At 65.0% G+C, this 18813-nt stretch carries 17 protein-coding genes; 6 read left to right on the top strand and 11 right to left on the bottom strand.

Translation table 11 applies throughout. The features are described from left to right. Positions 1–246: 246 nt before the first annotated feature. The 6 genes from I6F31_RS18290 to I6F31_RS18265 form a co-directional block, all read right to left on the bottom strand. The gene (locus I6F31_RS18290; RefSeq protein WP_225185893.1) at positions 247–726 is read right to left on the bottom strand and encodes a MaoC family dehydratase; all 480 of its coding nucleotides are present in this window, start codon (positions 724–726) and stop codon (positions 247–249) included. Beyond that, entirely contained in the window at positions 727–2445 is a 1719-nt protein-coding gene (locus I6F31_RS18285) for an AMP-binding protein (RefSeq protein WP_225185892.1), read from the bottom strand. Then, positions 2445–3365, bottom strand: coding sequence for a 3-hydroxyisobutyrate dehydrogenase (gene mmsB, locus I6F31_RS18280; protein ID WP_346656495.1), 921 nt, complete (start codon positions 3363–3365; stop codon positions 2445–2447). Before mmsB ends, I6F31_RS18285 begins: the two co-directional genes overlap by 1 nt. Then, entirely contained in the window at positions 3361–4425 is a 1065-nt protein-coding gene (locus I6F31_RS18275; RefSeq protein WP_225185890.1) for an enoyl-CoA hydratase/isomerase family protein, read from the bottom strand. The genes mmsB and I6F31_RS18275 overlap by 5 nt, the downstream gene beginning before the upstream one ends. Next, positions 4422–5567 carry an isobutyryl-CoA dehydrogenase gene (locus I6F31_RS18270; protein WP_057028900.1) on the bottom strand — a complete coding sequence of 382 codons (1146 nt, stop codon included), beginning with the start codon at positions 5565–5567 and terminating at the stop codon, positions 4422–4424. The genes I6F31_RS18275 and I6F31_RS18270 overlap by 4 nt, the downstream gene beginning before the upstream one ends. Before the next feature lie 121 nt (positions 5568–5688). Further along, positions 5689–7185, bottom strand: a complete 1497-nt coding sequence (locus I6F31_RS18265) for a CoA-acylating methylmalonate-semialdehyde dehydrogenase (protein WP_036001072.1) — start codon at positions 7183–7185, stop codon at positions 5689–5691. Between the two features lie 102 nt (positions 7186–7287). On the opposite strand from I6F31_RS18265, the gene I6F31_RS18260 reads away from it, so the two are divergent. Then, a complete protein-coding gene (locus tag I6F31_RS18260) occupies positions 7288–8196 on the top strand; it encodes a LysR family transcriptional regulator (protein WP_036034254.1) in 909 nt (302 codons plus the stop codon). 149 nt (positions 8197–8345) lie between these two features. Here the strand turns inward: I6F31_RS18260 and I6F31_RS18255 are convergent, their stop codons facing one another. Further along, complete coding sequence (locus I6F31_RS18255; protein WP_036001077.1) at positions 8346–8966, bottom strand: TetR/AcrR family transcriptional regulator; 621 nt, start codon at positions 8964–8966, stop codon at positions 8346–8348. A gap of 64 nt (positions 8967–9030) precedes the next feature. Continuing rightward, entirely contained in the window at positions 9031–9564 is a 534-nt protein-coding gene (locus I6F31_RS18250) for a PaaI family thioesterase (protein ID WP_225185889.1), read from the bottom strand. 155 nt (positions 9565–9719) lie between these two features. Here I6F31_RS18250 and I6F31_RS18245 point away from each other — a divergent pair, with 155 nt between their 5' ends. From I6F31_RS18245 to I6F31_RS18230, 4 genes are all read left to right on the top strand, one after another. Then, entirely contained in the window at positions 9720–10490 is a 771-nt protein-coding gene (locus tag I6F31_RS18245; protein ID WP_225185888.1) for an enoyl-CoA hydratase, read from the top strand. Positions 10491–10760: 270 nt separating this feature from the next. Continuing rightward, the gene (locus tag I6F31_RS18240) at positions 10761–11951 is read left to right on the top strand and encodes an acetyl-CoA C-acyltransferase (RefSeq protein ID WP_225185887.1); all 1191 of its coding nucleotides are present in this window, start codon (positions 10761–10763) and stop codon (positions 11949–11951) included. Positions 11952–12061: 110 nt separating this feature from the next. After that, the gene (locus tag I6F31_RS18235; RefSeq protein ID WP_109144071.1) at positions 12062–13351 is read left to right on the top strand and encodes an MFS transporter; all 1290 of its coding nucleotides are present in this window, start codon (positions 12062–12064) and stop codon (positions 13349–13351) included. A gap of 121 nt (positions 13352–13472) precedes the next feature. After that, positions 13473–14216 (top strand): DUF72 domain-containing protein, encoded by a 744-nt coding sequence (locus tag I6F31_RS18230; RefSeq protein ID WP_051056846.1) that lies wholly within the window; start codon positions 13473–13475, stop codon positions 14214–14216. 22 nt (positions 14217–14238) lie between these two features. On the opposite strand, the gene I6F31_RS18225 is transcribed toward I6F31_RS18230, so the two are convergent. Next, positions 14239–14406, bottom strand: a complete 168-nt coding sequence (locus I6F31_RS18225) for a DUF2934 domain-containing protein (RefSeq protein ID WP_225185886.1) — start codon at positions 14404–14406, stop codon at positions 14239–14241. 182 nt (positions 14407–14588) lie between these two features. On the opposite strand from I6F31_RS18225, the gene I6F31_RS18220 reads away from it, so the two are divergent. Then, entirely contained in the window at positions 14589–16058 is a 1470-nt protein-coding gene (locus I6F31_RS18220) for an FAD-binding oxidoreductase (protein ID WP_225140189.1), read from the top strand. Positions 16059–16136: 78 nt separating this feature from the next. On the opposite strand, the gene I6F31_RS18215 is transcribed toward I6F31_RS18220, so the two are convergent. Both I6F31_RS18215 and I6F31_RS18210 read right to left on the bottom strand, forming a co-directional pair. After that, positions 16137–16730, bottom strand: a complete 594-nt coding sequence (locus I6F31_RS18215) for a hypothetical protein (RefSeq protein ID WP_225185885.1) — start codon at positions 16728–16730, stop codon at positions 16137–16139. Between the two features lie 279 nt (positions 16731–17009). Continuing rightward, complete coding sequence (locus tag I6F31_RS18210) at positions 17010–18707, bottom strand: GMC oxidoreductase (RefSeq protein ID WP_225185884.1); 1698 nt, start codon at positions 18705–18707, stop codon at positions 17010–17012. Positions 18708–18813: the final 106 nt, after the last annotated feature.

Below are 18813 nucleotides of genomic sequence, written 5' to 3'. Positions count from 1 at the left end.
TGTGGGAGAAGGTGGCATAGGCGGCCTACGGCCGCCGTACCTAAAATGGACGCCGACGCGTAGCGTCGGCTACGGCGCCGGATGAGGGGTTTGCTTCTACAAGCGAGTCCGCGGAGAGAAACCCCTCACCCGGCTTCGCTTCGCGAAGCCACCCTCTCCCACAAGGGGAGAGGGTGACACCGCACTTTGGGTGGCTTTTTGAGCAGCGATGGGTTGCCGGGTCAAGCCCGGCAACGACGCCTCAGATCAAGCGAAATAGATCAACCCAAGCCAGTCCGCGACCAGCGCCGGCTTGTCCTCGCCCTCGATCTCCACCGTAACGTTGGTGCGGGACTGCAATTCGTTCGGCTTGCGGAGCTTGGCTTCCGCCAGCACGAAGCGGCCGCGCACGCGCTTGCCCGAGCGCACCGGCGAGATGAAGCGCAGCCTGTCGAAGCCGTAATTCACGCCCATCGTGGTGCCCGCAATCACGGGCATCACCTCGTAGGACATGATCGACAGCAGCGACATCGTGAGAAAACCATGCGCAATGGTAGTGCCGAACGCGGTTTCCTTCTTCGCGCGTTCCGGATCGACGTGGATGAACTGGTGATCTTCGATCACGTCGGCATAGCTGTCGATGCGGGGCTGATCGATCAGGTGCCACGACGATACGCCGATCTCCTTGCCGATCATGGCCTGATAGGCCTCGAGCGTAACAGGCGGCTTCTTCCAGACTTCGTTCACTTAGGTCTCACTCCGTGTCTTCGCCAGCTCCGGAAAATCCTCCTCACGGAATTCCCGGCCGCGCAAGGGATCGCTGCGATCGTCGTCGCGTTCGAGCCGTCGTAGCTGGACGCGGCGGATCTTTCCAGAGATCGTCTTCGGCAGCTCGGTGACGATTTCGAGGCGGCGGATGCGCTTGAACGGGGCCAGACGCGCGTGCAGGTGCTTGAAGATCGATAGCGCGGTTTCCGGCGAGCGTTCTGCACCCGCGGTCAGCAGCACGAACGCCTTGGGGATCGCGAGCCGGATTGGATCCGGGCTCGGCACCACCGCAGCTTCCGCGACCAGCTCGTGCTCGAGCAGGACGCTCTCCAGTTCGAACGGGCTGATGCGATAATCGGAGGATTTGAAGACGTCGTCAGAGCGGCCGACGAAGGTCAAGTAGCCGTCCTCATCCGCGAATACGACGTCGCCACTGCGATAGAGCGCGCCTGCGGCGCCGGACAATTTGCCGTCGTCGCCCTGATAGCCCTGCATCAGGCCGGCGGGGCGGTCGGCGCCGAGCACCAGCGTCACCTCGCCCTCCTTTGCGGGATGGCCGTCGGCATCGCTGATCTGTACGCGATAGCCCGGCAACGGACGGCCCATCGAGCCGATCTTGATCGGCTGGCCCGGCGAATTGCCGGCGAGCGCCGTGGTCTCGGTCTGGCCGTAGCCGTCGCGAATGGTGAGGCCCCAGGCCGCCTGCACCTGATCAATCACCTCGGGATTGAGCGGCTCGCCGGCGCCGCAGACCTCGCGAAGCGCCACCTTGAACGAGGCGAGGTTCTCCTGGATGAACAGCCGCCACACCGTCGGCGGCGCGCACAGCGTGGTGACGCCGCAGCGGCCGATGGTGGCAAGCAGCGACTTGGCATCAAAGCGCGGCTGGTTGACCACGAACACGGTCGCACCCGCATTCCACGGCGCGAAGAAGCAGCTCCAGGCATGCTTGGCCCAGCCGGGCGAGGAGATGTTGAGATGGACGTCGCCGGGCTTCAGCCCGATCCAGTACATCGTCGAGAGATGGCCGACGGGATAGCTGCGCTGACTGTGTCGCACCAATTTTGGTTTTGCTGTCGTACCCGAGGTGAAATACAGCAGCATCGGATCGTCGGCATTGGTCGGACCATCAGGCGCGAAGCTTTCGGAAGCTTTTGCTGCTTCGTCATATGCCAGCCAACCGTCGGAGGCCGCGCCGACGACGATGCGAACGACATTCTCGGCGCCTAGGCTCGTGAATTTCGCGACCTGGTCCTGCGCGGCGACCACTGCCCTTGCCTTGCCGCGATCGAGCCGGTCGCGCAGCTCGTCGGCGGTCAGCAGCGTCGTGGCGGGAATGACGACCACGCCGAGCTTCATCGCGGCAAGCATCGTCTCCCACAGCGGAACCACGTTGCCGAGCAGCAGCAGGAGATGGTCGCCGCGCCGGAGGCCCTGCGCGCGGAGGAAGTTGGCGACCTGGTTGGAGCGGCGCGACAGCGCCGCGAAGGACAGCTTCGTCTGCTTGTCCTGGGCGGCATCGACGATCCAGAGCGCGGGCCGATCCTTGCTGTCCGCATTGGCCGCGAGCTCGGCGTCGAACCAGTCGAGCGCCCAGTTGAAAGGAACCGGATCAGGCCAGCGGAAATCTTTGACCGCAGCCTCGTAATCCGTGCGATGTTGCAGAAGGAACGCGCGTGCTTCCTGGAATGTGGTCATCAAGCTTTCCCGGCTAAACTCCTAACGTGCTTGATAATTCCGGAAAAATCCACCCCGCCCTGGCCGGCTGCGTCGAAAGACTGATAGATCTCCTGCGCATGCTTGCCGAGCGGCGTCGCCGCGCCCGCAGCCTTGGCCGCATCCTGCGCCAGGGTGAGGTCCTTCACCATCAGCGCCGAGGCAAAGCCCGGCTTGTAATCGTTGTTGGCCGGCGAGGTCGGCACCGGGCCCGGCACCGGGCAATAGGTGGTCAGCGACCAGCACTGGCCGGACGAGGTCGAGGCCACATCGAACAGCGCCTGATGCGAGAGCCCGAGCTTTTCACCGAGCGCAAAGGCCTCGCTCACCGCGATCATGGAAATGCCGAGGATCATGTTGTTGCAGATCTTTGCGGCCTGGCCGGCACCGGCGCCGCCGCAATGCACGATCTTCTTGCCCATATTCTCGAGCACGGGCTTTGCCGCGGCAAATGCCTTCTCCTCGCCGCCGCACATGAAGGTGAGAGTCGCACCCTTGGCACCGCCCGTGCCGCCGGAGACCGGCGCATCGACCGAGAGCACGCCGTGCTTGGCGGCGAGCGCATGCGCGGCCCGCGCGCTTTCGACATCGATGGTGGAGCTGTCGATGATCAGCGCACTCTTGGTCATGGCGGGCACGACCTCGTTCCAGACGCCGAGCACGTGCTTGCCTGCGGGCAGCATGGTGACGACGACATCGGCGCCCTTCACCGCGGCCGGGGCGCTGTCGGCGATGCTGGCGCCATCGGCCTTGGCCTGATTGCGCGAGGCTTCGACAAGATCGAACGCCACCACCTTGTGGCCGGCCTTGACGAGGTTGGCCGCCATCGGGCCGCCCATGTTGCCGAGACCGATGAATGCGATCGTCGCCATTGTCGTTTCCTCCGCTACAGCGTTGTTAATTGAACTTCAATTCGTCCGCGCCGATCTCGGCGAGATAGGGCGCAAGCATCTCCGGCGTCACATCCTCGATCCGCGGCGGCGACCAGGTCGGGTTGCGGTCCTTGTCGATCACGGCGGCGCGCACGCCCTCGCGAAAATCATCGCTCCGAAACACCTCCAGCGCGGCGCGGTATTCGCGAACCAGGCACTCTTCCAGGCTCGATCCGCGCGCAAGGCGCAGTAGCTTCAGCGTGACCACCATGCCGCGCGGCGATTTTTCGTTCAGCGTCTTCAGCGTGGCCAGCGCGAACTCGGAACCATCGCGCTTCAGCGCAGCGACAATGTCCTCCATGCGGTCGAAGCCGAACAACGCATCGATGACCGGCTCCCTGGCGGCGACCGGCCCCGCAGTCTCGCCGGAGGCGAAGCCGTCGATGAGCTTGCTGACATCGGCTGCGGTCGCACCGGACCGCAGCTTGGTCAGCGCCTCGCGCAGCTCCGGCAATCTCACGGCCGGCACCACCCAATCGGCAAACTTCGCGTAGATCGCGTCCGGCCCGTTCATGGTCTGGCCGGTCAGCCCGAAATAGGTGCCGATCTCGCCCGGCGAATGCGACAGCAGATAGGTGCCGCCGACATCGGGGAAGAAGCCGAGGCCGACTTCGGGCATCGCGAGCTTCGTCCGATCGGTGACGATACGGTGGCTGGCATGGGCGGACAGACCGACACCGCCGCCCATCACGATGCCGTCCATGAAGGCGACATAGGGTTTTGGAAATTTCTTGATCCGGGCATTGAGGATGTACTCCTCGCGCCACAGGATCTTGCCGAGGTTGCCATTGACTTTCGAGCTTTCCCAGAGCGCGCGGATGTCGCCACCGGCGCAGAGGCCGCGCTCGCCGGCGCCTTCCAGCAGGATCACGGCAATTGCAGGATCAGCCTCGAAGCGGTCGAGCGCCTTGTCGATGTCGCGAAACATCTCCAGCGTCACGGCGTTGATCGCCTTGGGACGATTGAGCCTGATGATGCCGGCCGCGCCTTCGACGCGCGCGACCAGATCGCCCTCTTCCGCTCCGCTCATCGCGCGCCCTCGATCAGTTTGCGCGCCACGATGAGCCGCATGATTTCATTGGTGCCTTCGAGGATCTGGTGCACGCGTAAGTCGCGCACGATCTTCTCGATGCCGTATTCGCTGAGGTAGCCGTAGCCGCCGTGGAGTTGCAGCGCATGGTTGGCAACCTCGAACCCGACATCGGTGCCGAAGCGTTTAGCCATGGCGCAGAGCATGGTGGCGTCGGGGTCTTTGCGATCGAGCGCCGCGGCGGCGCGCCACAGGAAGGTGCGCGCGGCCTCCAACTCGATCGCCATGTCGGCGAGACGGAATTGCAGCGCCTGGAATTCGTCGAGCCGCTTCCCGAACGCCTTGCGCTCCTTCATGTAGGCGCGCGCCTTGTCGAGTGCTGCTTGCGCGCCGCCGAGCGAGCACGCCGTAATGTTGAGACGGCCGCCGTCGAGGCCGGCCATCGCGATCTTGAAGCCTGTGCCCTCCTCGCTCAGGCGATTGGCCACAGGCACGCGGGCGTTCTCGAATATCACCGCGCGGGTCGGCTGCGCGTTCCAGCCCATCTTGCGTTCATTGGCGCCGAAGGAGACACCCGGCGCCTTGCCGTCGATCACGAGCGTCGAGATGCCGCCGGGACCGTCGCCACCGGTACGTACCATCGCGACCAGAATATCCGTTCCGCCAGCGCCGGAGATGAATTGCTTCTGGCCGTTTAGGACGTAGTGGTCGCCGTCGCGCACGGCGCGCGTGCGCAGCGCCGCGGCGTCCGAGCCGGCACCCGGCTCGGTCAGGCAGTAGCTTGCGATCAGCTCCATGGTGCAGAGCTTCGGCAGCCATTGGTGGCGCTGGGTGTCGCTGCCGAAGGCATCGATCATCCAGCTCGCCATGTTGTGGATGGAGATGAAGGCCGAGGTGGTCGGGCAGCCCGTCGCCAGCGCCTCGAAGATCAGCGCTGCGTCGAACCGCGTCATGGCGGAGCCGCCAACATCGTCGCGGATATAGATGCCGCCCATGCCGAGCTTGGCGGCTTCGCGCATCACCTCGACTGGAAAATACTTCTCCTCGTCCCAACGCAGCGCGTGCGGCGCGATCCTTTCCGCCGCAAACGCCAGCGCCATGTCGCGAAGGACGACCTGATCCTCGTTCAGAGCGAACTGCATGCTGGGCTGCTCACTATTCTCGTCATTGCGAGGAGCGAAGCGACGAAGCAATCCAGAGTAGTTCCGCAGTGACAGTCTGGATTGCTTCGCTGCGCTCGCAATGACAGGCTGGGCTACAGCCTTACTTCATCAGCGGGATCGAGAACTCCGCGCCTTCCTTGACGCCGGACGGCCAGCGCGAGGTCACCGTCTTGGTCTTGGTGTAGAAGCGGATCGAATCCGGTCCGTGCTGGTTGAGATCGCCGAAGCCCGATTTCTTCCAGCCGCCGAAGGTGTAATAAGCGATCGGCACCGGGATCGGCACGTTGATGCCGACCATGCCGACGTTGACCCTGGCCGCGAAGTCGCGCGCGGCATCGCCGTCGCGGGTGAAGATGGCAACGCCGTTGCCGTAATCGTGGTCGGACGGCAGCGCCAGCGCCTCCTTGTAGTCGTGCGCGCGCACCACCGAGAGCACCGGGCCAAAGATCTCTTCCTTGTAGATCCGCATGTCCTTGGTGACGTTGTCGAACAGCGAGCCGCCGAGATAGAAGCCGTTCTCGTAGCCCTGCATCTTGAAGCCGCGGCCGTCGACGGCGAGCGTCGCGCCTTCCTTGACGCCGATGTCGATGTAGCTCTTGACCTTCTCGACCGCCTCGCGGGTCACGAGCGGACCGTAGTCGGCCGACGGATCGATCGAGGTGCCGATCTTGAGCGACTCGACGCGCGGGATCAGCTTTTCCATCAGGCGGTCGGCGGTGGACTTGCCGACGGGGACCGCGACGGAAACGGCCATGCAGCGCTCCCCGGCCGAGCCGTAGCCGGCGCCGATCAGCGCGTCCACGGCCTGGTCCATGTCGGCGTCGGGCATGACGATGGCGTGGTTCTTGGCGCCGCCGAAGCACTGGCAGCGCTTGCCGGTCTGCGCGGCGCGCTCGTAGATGTATTGCGCGATCGGCGTCGAGCCGACGAAGCCGATGGCCTTGATGTCGGGATCGTCGAGGATGGCGTCGACCGCCTCCTTGTCGCCGTTGACGACGTTGAGGATGCCGGCCGGCAGGCCCGCTTCCATCATGAGTTCAGCGAGCAGCATCGGCACGCCGGGGTCGCGCTCCGAGGGCTTGAGGATGAAAGCGTTGCCGCAGGCGATCGCCGGCGCAAACTTCCACATCGGGATCATCGCCGGGAAATTGAACGGCGTAATGCCTGCGACGACGCCGAGCGGCTGACGCATCGAATAGATGTCGATGCCGGGGCCAGCGCCTTCGGTGTACTCGCCCTTCATCAGATGCGGAATGCCGCAAGCGAATTCCGCGACTTCTAGGCCGCGCTGGATGTCGCCCTTGGCGTCGGGGACGGTCTTGCCGTGCTCGCGCGCGAGCAGCTCGGCGAGCTTGTCGTAATCGCGCTGTACCAGTTCAACAAATTTCATCATGACGCGGGCGCGGCGCTGCGGGTTGGTCGCGGCCCATTCGGGCTGTGCGGCGCGCGCGTTCTCGACGGCGGCGCGGACCTCGGCCTTGGACGCCAGCGCCACCTTGGCCTGAACGTCACCGGTCATCGGCTCGAAAACGTCGGCGGTGCGGCCAGAGGTGCCCTTGACCTCCTTGCCACCGATGAAATGTCCGATTGAACGCATGGAATGGTCTCCTTCAGGCCGAGCGTGGTCGCTTTGACAAATCCTATTGACCTGCATTTTATAGGATTCAAGTCTGAGATAATGCACCATAGATGTGCGAAAATGCTGGATCAAGGCGCTATCGATTGGGACGACTTTCGCTTCGTGCTGGCCATCGTGCGGGGCGGCTCGGTGTCGGCTGCGGCAAAACAGCTGGGGGTCGACCATGCCACCGTGATCCGCCGCGTCGACCGGCTGGAGAAGCACCTCTCGGCCAAGCTGTTCGACCGGCGCAAGACCGGCTACCTCCTCACCGAGGCCGGCCAGCGCGTCGCCGACAGCGCCGAAGCCATGGAATCGACCATCGTCGCCAACCAGGAGCAGGTCGGCGGCTCCGTGGCGCGGCTGACCGGCACGGTGCGGATCGGCGCGCCTGATGGGTTCGGCACCGCCTTCCTGGCGCCGCGGCTGACGCCTTTCGCGGACCGCTATCCCGATCTCGACTTGCAACTTGTAGCAACCGCGCGGCTGTTCAGCCTCTCCAAGCGCGAGGCCGACATCGCCATCAGCCTGACCATGCCCAAGGAAGGCCGCATCGTCGGCCGCAAGCTGCTCGACTATCGCCTTGGGCTCTACGCGGCCCCCGCCTATCTGGACCGCTTCCCGAAAATCGCCTCGCGGCAGGATCTGACGCAGCACCGCTTCGTCGGTTACATCGAGGAACTCCTGTTCACGCCGGAGCTCGACTATCTGCCACAGGTGTCGCCGCGAATCTCGGCGCGCTTCCGCAGCGCCAATCTGATCGCCCAGCTCAACGCCACGCTCTCAGGCTTCGGCATCGCGGTGCTGCCGCATTTCATGGCGAGCGACTATCCGCAGCTCGTCGCCGTGCTGCCCGACGAAATCTCGATCACGCGGACGTTCTGGATGCTGATGCACGCCGACAGCAAGGACCTGGCGCGGATCAGGGCCGTGGCGGATTACATCTCGGAGATTGTCGAGCGCGAGCGGGCGTTGTTTGCTGGGCGGTGAACGGCGGTCTCTTAGGGGTCTCGTAGGGTGGGTTAGCCGAAGGCGTAACCCACCTCTTCCGTCTCCGCGGACGAACACAGTGGTGGGTTACGCCAAGCGAATACGCTTCGCGCAATCGCATGGCTAACCCACCCTACACGGCATTTCGCCTAGTTCTGTTTCGCCTTCTTCGCGGCCGCCACCTTCGACTCACGCTTCGCTCCCTCGAGCGCGTGGTCCCGGCCGGCCTTCAGCATCTCGTCGGACAATTCGCTCGAGCCGGCGATGCGCGCCAGCAGCATGGTTCCGGCCATCGTCGCGAGCGTCGCGATCGCCTGCTTGCGTGCCGCCTTGCGGGGCATGTTCGGGATGGTGTCGGTCAGCGCCTCGATCATCTCGTCCAGCTTGCCGGCAAAGGCCTTGCGTGTCTTCGGGCTCTCGCGGGCGATCTCGGCTCCCAGCGCGGGAATCGAGCAGCCGTGACCGGGATTGTCGCGATGGAGCGTGGACAAATAGCTTTCCGCGATCAGCGCCAGCCGCTTTTCCGGAGCGACCTCGCCGGTGAGCTTGCGCCAGTGTTCCATCGAACGGTCCATCGCGTAGGCAAAAGCCTCGATCACCAGCGCCTCGCGGGAATCGAAATGCGCGTAAAAGCCGCCGTGGGTCAGGCCCGCCTCCTTCATGAGGTCGGCGACGCCGATACCGTGGGCGCCCTTCTCCCGCAGCCGCACCGAGGCCTTCTTCACGATGCGATCGTGGGTTTCCTGCTTGTGTTCCCGGGAATAGCGCATGCGGATCTCATTGAATGTCGGAGATCATCTCATAACACGCAAATGCCGCGATGGGTGCATTAATTCATGTCAAGTTGCTTCCGATCATGGAGAACGTTGCAGTTGCGTGCACCGCGAGGGCCCCCTTCCCGTCGCGAACGAAACCCTCGGTATAGCTGGTCTGCCGCCCCAGCTTGATGATCTTGCCCTCGGCCGAGATCAGCCCCGAGCGAACCGACAGGGGGCGGAGAAACGTCAGCTTCAGATCGAGGGTCACCGAGCTTTGTCCGGCCTCAAGCCGGGTCGAGATGGCACATCCCATCGCGGTATCGAGCAGCGCCGCGGCGGTCGCGCCGTGGAGAAGACCGATGGTGTTTTCGAGATCCTCGCGCGGCTGCAGTTCCATGACGATACGGCCCGGCTCGACCACGGCCATGATGAACCCGATCAGCTTGGCGAAGGGCGGCGGCGGCAGGCGGCCGTCACGGATGCCCAGCATGGCATCCATGCCCGACAGGCCCATCGCCGCCCGCGCCACCGGCGCAGGCACCTGCCAGTCCACTACGCGTTCCCGCCTCTGCGCGGGCGAAAACAGGTCGGGTTGATCGTCACCGGTCATGGCAGCCTCTTTAGATGATATTCGTCATACTATGCCACGGACTTCACGCTGGCAACCCGCCCTCCCCGCCGCTTGACAAGACGTACGTTTCGGCCCGGAAGTGATCCCGACCGGCGCGCCCCGCGCATGTCCACGAAACCTTTCGAGATCCCACGATGGAAATGCTCAACAATCATTGCGGCGTGACGCGCGATGCGCGCGGCGTCGTTCATGTCGCGATCTGCAACGCCGGCCCGCTCAACATCCTCGGCTCGCCCGTGACCGACGCCGTGCGCGAAGGCCTGCAGCAGCTCGCATCCGACCGCAGCATCCGCGTCGTGGTGCTGCGCGGACAGAGCGAGAAGAGCCTGATCGGCGGAGCCGACATCAAGGAGATGGCCGGGCTCGACCAGACATCCGCCGAGGCATTCATCAGCCGCCTGCGCGATCTCTGCGAGGCGGTGCGCGCCTTCCCTGCCCCGATCATCGCACGCATGCCGGGCTGGTGCCTCGGCGGCGGGCTCGAAGTGGCGGCGGCCTGCGACTTCCGCGTCGCCGCGCATGATGCCCATTTCGGCATGCCCGAGGTGCGTGTCGGCATCCCCTCGGTGATCCATGCCGCGCTGTTGCCGCGCCTGATCAGTTGGGCCCGCGCGCGCTGGCTGGTGATGACGGCGGAGAACATCAATGCAGCCACGGCGCTGGCATGGGGCCTGGTCGACAAGGTCGCTGCGCCCGGCGAGCTCGATGCCGAGGTCGAGCATCTAGTGAAGGCCTTGCTCGAATGCGGCCCCGAGGCGCTGCGCTCGCAAAAGGCGCTGCTGCGGCAATGGGAGGAACTGCCGCTGACCGAGTCGGTGAATTTGAGCGTGAAAGTGTTCGGCGAGTCATTCCTGACGGACGAGCCGACGCGGCTGATGGGCGCGTTTGTCAACCGGAAGCGGTAGGATGCAGGTTGCCGTGCCCCGGACGCAGCGCAGCGCCCGCTTGGCGGTGCGCTGCTGAGCCGGGGCCCATGCACCGATGAGGTCGGCGCGATCTGGGTCCCGGCTCTGCGTCGCAACGTTGCACGTCGCGCCGCGTCCGGGACACGGACGAGGGAGTGACCAAATCTCATCCGACCCACGACATTTTCTCATCCCAACCGCGGTTGCATTTTTTGCGCCGCATCATATGATGTTCATCATCTTACACGTCATCGCCAGGGAGTTCTCGTCATGGCCGAAGCCGCCGATCCCGTCGTCATCGTCTCCGCCGCACGCACCCCGCTCGGCCGCTTCATGGGCGAGTTGTCGCCGCTCCCGGCCCACAAGCTCGGCTCACACGTAATCGGGGCGGTGCTCGAACGCGCCAAGCTCGCGCCCGCGAAGGTCGACGAGGTCTTCATGGGCTGCGTGCTGCCGGCAGGCCAAGGCCAGGCGCCGGCGCGCCAGGCCGCACGCAGCGCCGGTCTGCCTGATGCGACCGGTGCCACCACCGTCAACAAGGTCTGCGGTTCCGGCATGAAGGCGACCATGCTGGCGCACGACATCATCCGCGCCGGCTCGGCCGACATCGTCGTCTCCGGCGGCATGGAGAGCATGAGCAACGCGCCCTACCTGCTCGCCAAGGCGCGCGGCGGCTATCGCGTCGGCCACGACCGCATCATCGACCACATGATGATGGACGGCCTGGAGGACGCCTACGAGACCGGCCGTTCCATGGGCGATTTCGGCGAAGCCACGGCGGAAGCCTATCAATTCACCCGCAAGGATCAGGACGCCTATGCGATGGAGACGCTGAGCCGCGCCCGCAAGGCCGTCGAGGGCGGCGCGTTCAAGGCCGAGATTGCGCCGATCACGCTGACCGAAAAGGCCGGACCGCGCGTGATCGCCAATGACGAGCATCCGCTCAAGGTCGACCCCGCCAAGATCCCCGGATTGAAGCCGGCATTCCGCGCCAACGGCACCATCACGCCGGCCGCCTCCTCCGCCAATGCCGACGGCGCCGCCGCGCTGGTGCTGACGAAGCGCGCGCTTGCCGACCGGGGCGGCCTGCCTGTTCTCGCCGAGATCAAGGGCCACGCCACCCATAGCCAGGAGCCGCAATGGTTCACCACGGCGCCGATCCCGGCGATCCGCAAGCTGCTGGACAAGGTCGGCTGGAGCGCGGGCGACGTCGACCTGTTCGAGATCAACGAGGCCTTTGCCGTGGTGGCGATGGCGGCGCAGCGCGACCTCGGCATTCCCCGCGACAAGCTGAACGTCAATGGCGGCGCCTGCGCGCTGGGCCACCCGATCGGCGCCACCGGCGCGCGGCTGATCGTGACGCTGCTGCATGCGCTGGAGGCCAACAACCTCAAGCGCGGCATCGCCGCACTCTGCATCGGCGGCGGTGAAGCCACGGCCATCGCGGTGGAACGCCGCTGACGCGGACGTCCGGAAACGAGGGAACTCTGTCATTTGCGACAGATACATCCCGTGTCATTCTCTAGACTGACGCAGGTCTGTCTCGGCCTGCCCATCAATGTTGAGGCCCAATGATCTCGAACTGGCTCGCGGCAGCACTGTCCCGCCGTAACATTCATTACGGTTGGGTGATGGTCGGCGTGACTTTCCTCACCGCGCTGATCAGCGCCGGCACGGTCGGCGCGCCCGGCGTGTTCATCGTTCCCCTGCAGAAGGAGTTCGGCTGGAGCACGGCGGAGATCTCGTCCGCGCTGTCGATCCGCTTCATCCTGTTCGGACTGATGGCGCCGTTCGCGGCCGCCCTGCTCAACCGCTATGGCCTGCGCAACGTCACGCTGGCCGCCCAGCTGATCGTGGTCTCGGCGCTCGTGCTCTCGCTCGGCATGACGGAGGTCTGGCAGCTCATTGCCCTCTGGGGCGTGGTGATCGGGATCGGCACCGGCATGACGGCCTTGGTGCTCGGCGCGACCATCGCCACGCGCTGGTTCGCGGCACGACGCGGCCTCGTCATCGGCATCATGACGGCGAGCGTTGCCACCGGCCAGCTCGTGTTCCTGCCGCTGCTGGCAAGCCTCACCGAGCGCTATGGCTGGCGCCTCGCGCTCGGCCTCGTCTGCATCATGCTCGGTGTTTCCGCGCTGGCCGTGCTGCTCGCGATGCGTGACCGCCCCAGCGACGTCGGCCTGCGGCCGTTCGGCGACGAAGGCACCGCACCCTTGCCCGCGCCGCCCGTCAGCCACGGCTCGATCACGGGCGTTGCACTCGGCACGCTGCGCGACGCCTCGACGTCGATGACGTTCTGGATCCTGTTCGCGACCTTCTTCATCTGCGGCGCCTCCACCAACGGGCTGGTGCAGGTGCACCTGATCCCGATGTGCCTCGATTTCGGCATCCCGCAGGTGCAGGCGGCGAGCCTGCTGGCGGCGATGGGCATCTTCGACTTCTTCGGCACGATCATGTCGGGCTGGCTGTCCGACCGCTACGACAATCGCTGGCTCCTGTTCTGGTACTACGGCCTGCGCGGGCTCTCGCTGATCTTCCTGCCGTTCAGCGATTTCTCCTTCTACGGCCTCTCGGTCTTCGCGATGTTCTATGGTCTCGACTGGATCGCGACGGTGCCGCCGACGGTGCGGCTCACCGCGCAAAAGTTCGGGCCCGAGCGCGCCAATCTGGTGTTCGGCTGGATCTTCGCCGGCCATCAGCTCGGCGCCGGCGCCGCGGCGTTCGGCGCGGGGTTCTCGCGCACAGTCTACCAGAGCTACCTGCCCGCCTTCTTCATCGCCGGCGCGCTCTGCGTGTTCGCGGCCCTGATCGTGCTGGCGCTGTCGCGGCAGCCGAAGCCGCAAGTGGCGATGGCGTGAGAAGGAACCACGTCTTCTGCCTTCCGGTTTGACAGAAGAAACAGAGCCCCGCAGTGTCGTGAAGGCGGGCCAAATCGTTCCGACATGACCACGCCGCAAAGATGCCTCCTATGCTGTGGCGATGACAGACAGGCCTGGACGGACGCGCAAGCATGCCCTTCGGATTGGCACGGCGGGATGGAACGTGCCGTCCCAGCATGCGGATGCGTTCAAGGCCGAGGGCTCCCACCTTGAGCGCTACGCCTCAGTGCTGAACTGCACCGAGATCAACACGTCGTTCTATCGTCCGCATCGGCGCACGACATATGAGCGATGGAGCGCTGCGGTGCCGGCCGGCTTCCGTTTTGCGGTCAAGGTCCCGCAATCGATCAGCCATGCGCCGGAGCTGAGGTTCGATCGCGCGGACGTCGATCGGTTCTGCGAGGAGATTTCCGGCCTTGGGCAAAAGCTCGGCGTGCTGCTGCTGCAATTGCCTTCGTCGACAATCTTCGCAAGGCGCGGCGCCGGGAAGCTCGTAATAGCGCTGCAGAAAGGGGGGCAGGTGCCGGTGGTTTGCGAGCCACGGCACGCGAGCTGGTTCACCAGGCCGGCCGACGACTGGCTGGCGCAACGAGGCGTCGCGCGGGTGGCCGCGGATCCACCGCGTGCCGCCAATGGCGCTGCGCCCGGCGGCTGGACCGGGCTGGCCTATTTTCGGCTTCACGGTTCACCGAGGGTCTATTATTCCAGCTATGACGCGGCTGCCTTGGCGGCGCTCAAGGTGCGGCTGGCCGGATGCGCGGCGGCCTCGGTCTGGTGCATTTTCGACAACACCGCTTCGGGCGCAGCCATGGCCAATGCCCGCCAGCTGGTTGAAGCCCGATAGCGCCAGACCGTTCGCTCGCGGATTACTCCGTGAAAGTCTTTGAGGATTCTTCGGCATTTGCGCCGGCGTCGTTTGATAATTCGCGCTCGGCTTCTCGCCAGAACTCGTCCTGGCGGCCCTCCGGCTTGCCTGCGAGTTCCCAAAGCTGGTGGGCTCTCACCCGGATGGGCTCCTCGTCAACCTTCGCCATGCGGCTCTCCTGTTGTGCCGAGAAGCAAACGTCGTGCTGCTGCGGACCGTTCCAAGCGGTCAGGCCGACCCAAACTCCCCACACGCGTGGCGCATTGCCGTTAGACTCGGCAGCGTAAACGTGGACAATGGCTGCGGCGCTTCGCGCGCTCAGTACACACAAAGATGTGCCAGAGGAAACAAATGCCGCTCCCGACGTCCCTGCCCACCATCCCGACCGCTCCCGTGACCGAACCATTGCGCGATGCGTTGCGCGCGATCGTCGGCGACAAAGGCCTGATCGAGGACGAGCATGGCAAGCAGCCGTTTGTGACGGATTGGCGGGGATTGCTGGTCGGCAACGCCGGAGCCGTCGTTCGCCCTGGCAGCACCGAGGAGGTCTCGAAAGTGGTCCGGCTCTGCCACGAGCACGGCGTCGCGATCGTGCCGCAGGGCGGCAACACCGGCCTGATGGGCGGGGCGACGCCCTGGCCTGCGCACACCGGCATCGTGCTGTCGCTCGGCCGGATGAACCGCGTGCTGGATGTCGATCCCGTCGGCTATTCGATGACGGTCGAGGCCGGCTGCGTGTTACAGACACTTCAGGAGACCGCAAGCGAGCACGACCGCTTCCTGCCGCTGAGCCTCGGTGCCCAGGGCTCCTGCATGATCGGCGGCAATCTCTCCACCAACGCCGGCGGCGTGCAGGTGCTGCGCTACGGCAATGCCCGCAATCTCGTGCTGGGGCTCGAGGTCGTGCTGCCGAATGGCGAGGTCTGGGACGGATTGCGCGCGCTCAAGAAGGACAACACCGGCTACGACCTCAAGCACCTGTTCATGGGCGCCGAGGGGACGCTGGGCATCATCACCAAGGCCGTGCTCAAGCTGTGGCCGGCACCGAAGGACGTCTGCACGGCGTGGCTGGCGATCCGCGATCCCCGCGCGGCGCTGGAAATCCTGTCCGAGGCGCACGCGGCATCCGAGGACAATGTCGGCTCCTGCGAGCTGCTCAGCCGGGCGGCCATCGACCTTTCCCTGCGCCACATTCCCGGCACGCAGGATCCGCTGAAGGCGGATACGCCCTGGTACCTGCTGCTGGAATGGTCGTCGGCGCGCCCGCGGCAGGACGGAACCGAGGGCATGTCCGGCAAGATGGAGCAGTTTCTCACCGATCAGCTCGAAGCCGGCCGCGTGCTGGATGCGACGATCGCGCACACATTCGGTCAATCGCGCAACATGTGGCGCATCCGCGAAGCCATGGCGGAGGCCTCCCGCGCCGAGGGACCGGGGATCAGTTTCGACGTGTCGGTGGCGATCTCCAGAATCCCGGAGTTCATCGACAAGGGCCTCAAGGCCGTGCTCGACATTCTCCCGACCATTCGGCCCTATCCGCTCGGCCATATCGGCGACGGCAATCTGCACTTTTCGTTCATGGGGCCGAAGGGCATGGACCAGCAGACGCTAAACCAATACGCGGCCGCCATCACGCGCGCTGTGAACGATCTCGTCACCTCCATGGGCGGCTCGATCTCGGCGGAGCACGGCATTGGCATCGACAAGCTCGACGAGCTCAGCCACTACCGCTCGAAGACCGAGCTCGACATCATGCGCACCATCAAACGCGCGCTCGATCCGCACAACATCATGAATCCCGGCAAGGTGCTCCGGCTGTGATCGGCTCGGCGTTCGGCGTTGGCGGGTCGCAAAGATGTTGCGACCCGTCCGCCGTTTTTGGAGTGCTATCCGCTGGCCTCAAGCCACCGAGCCACCGCGCGGGTTGACAATCGTATACCCTCGCAGCGAACGCGCGTGGATTCGCGTCGCGCGCCCACCCGAGTTGGCGTCATAGGCCATCCAGACGTCGCCTCCGAGGTGCTGCTCAAGGACGAACACGTGTCCTCGTCGCGCAGCAACCATTCCCGGTGCGGGTGTTGTCCGCGGAAAGCGGAGCCAATTGGACGCAAGATTTAATTCCGGCACGATACGGCCGAACACGCGCAGAGCCGCGCCGCAGCCGCAGAACGACGAAGGGCAACCGGCCGGACGGCCACCGACAATGCGAGTGCCGTGGGCACCGGAGACGGCCGCCGGCGTGGTCGTGCTCCCAGCATCAGTCACCGTCAGTTGTGTCGAGCGATACGCTTGCAGTGAGGGCCTGGAAATCAACGAAGATCTGGAAGCCAGTGAGGGCCTGGCAGCCCGCTCGCGTCGCGTCTGCGAATAGGAGAAGTCGCAGGGCATGGTGACGTTGCATTCGGGAGCTTGATGAATGCGATAAGGGCGCGCTTCCGAAGCGACAGAACCCAGGGCAACGAAGACGCACGCAGAAAATACGCGCTTGAACATTGCAGGACTCCAAATGAGAGACCCTGCCCCGGGCAAAGAGACCAATAACAGTTTGGCTGAAATGGGCCTAAAGCGCGGCTGAAACTGGCTGCGATCGCGCGCCACGACTGCACGATCTCATAGCCTACACGTAGCGCCTGAGATGATTAACTCGCAGCGCTCGAATGCGCGATTAGCGCGTCAAGCTGGCGGCATGCAACCAAGTCGGACCGCGCGAGGCAAGTATCCATCAGCGCTCCTCCTCCCCGCACTGCCAGGATCGCCAGAACTCGCTGCCGCTCATTGCATCATTGCGGCCGCGATCTTCTCCGCTGACATCAACACCGGAAAGTTGGTGTTGGCGCATGGCACCACCGGGAAGATCGAGGCATCGACGACGCGCAGGCCCTGCACGCCCTTGACGCGGCCCTGATTGTCGACCACCGCCATCGGATCCTCAGTGCGGCCCATGCGGCACGAGCACGAGGCGTGCCAGACGCCGATCGTCGCCTTGCGCACGAAGGCTTCCAGCGCCTCGTCGTCGTTCATCACCTGATCGAAGGTGAAGCCTTCGACGACGAAATTGTCGATCATGTAGTGACGCAGCGCCGCCGGCCCGTCCATCAAGGTCGCGGCGATCGTGGTGAGAATCTTGTTCCTGGTGTTGACCACGCCGATCTTGCGGACGCGATCGGTATAGGCGGCCGGAAACGGCTTGTCCGTCACCTTCCTGACCACCTCGCTCATCTGGATCGCCGCCATCTTGCGGAAACCGCTCATCAGGCGATCGAGATCGCGGCGGTCGGACAGCAGGTTGAACTCGACGATCGGCTCTGCCGAGGGATCGCGCGAGGCGAGCTTGACCTGTCCGGTCTCGGAATAGGTCTTGTTGACGAAGGTCAGGAGCGAGCCGATCTGCGCGCCGACGGCGTGCCAGGCCGATTTGCTGATGACGACGACGAACATGTCGCCCTTGGGCACATCAGGCAGCCCGGAGGAGTACCGCAGACCGAGCTGCATGTGACGCCTGGTGTGCTCGTTCATGCGCGCGCCGCGGCGGACAAACGACGACAGCGAGATCGAGGGATGGTCCATCAGGCGCTGGCCGACGCCCGGCAAGGCCGCCAGCACGGGAATGCCCAGATCCTTGAGGTGACCGACGGGGCCGATGCCGGCGCGGAGCAGATGCGCCGGCGAATGAATGGCGCCGCTGGAGAGGATGATCTCGCGCCCGCGGAATTCCTGCTCACGTCCGTCGACCATCGCCTTTACGCCGACGCAGCGCGTGCCTTCGAACAGCAGCTCTCGCACCTGCGTGTTGGTCGAAATCGCAAGGTTCGCACGCGCGCGGGTGTCGCGATCGAGATACCCCATCGCGGCCGAGACGCGCTGCTCGGCCTGATTGGAATGCGTCACCGGGAAAAAGCCGTCGACGAATTCGCCGTTCTGGTCGGCCACGAATTGATGGCCGGCCTGCTGGAAGGCCTGCGCGAACGCCTCCGAATGCCGCGTCCAGTGCTCGCGCGGGATGCGGCGGACAGGGATCCTTCCGTCCTTGCCGTGATACGGTCCGTCGAAATCGAGGTCGCGCTCCACCTTCTTGAAGAACGGCAGCACGTCGGCCCACGACCACCCCTCGGCGCCGCGCGCCTCCCATTCGTCGTAGTCGGTTGGGGCGCCGCGGTTGGCCATCTGCCCGTTGATCGACGAGCCGCCGCCCAGCACGCGTGCCTGCTCGTATTTGCGCAAGGGCGGCCGCGATTCCTCGGGATTGTTGTGGCTGACGACCTGGGTCGTCACCTTGAGCTCGGTCCAGTGAAAGCGCGGATCGAAATAGGCGGTGCCGGGATAGCTGTCCCTGATCTCGGCTGGCTCGTTGCCGGGTGGCGTGTCCTGACCGGCTTCGCAGAGCAGGACCCTATTGGCGCTCCTGGCGGAGAGTCGGTGGGCCAGCACGGACCCCGCCGAGCCGCCGCCCACGATGATGAAGTCGTACACGATTGGCGCTTCCTCTTGTTCTTGTTGGGGGAACGTAGCGCGTTCCTGTTGTGAGGTCACGCCATCGCTGCCGCGACAAGATTGTCGCGGCAGTCGGATGATGGCC

Origin of the sequence: Bradyrhizobium sp. NBAIM01, assembly GCF_020194115.1 — a bacterium.
GTDB lineage: Bacteria > Pseudomonadota > Alphaproteobacteria > Rhizobiales > Xanthobacteraceae > Bradyrhizobium > Bradyrhizobium yuanmingense.
This window is presented reverse-complemented; position numbering and strand designations above follow the sequence as displayed.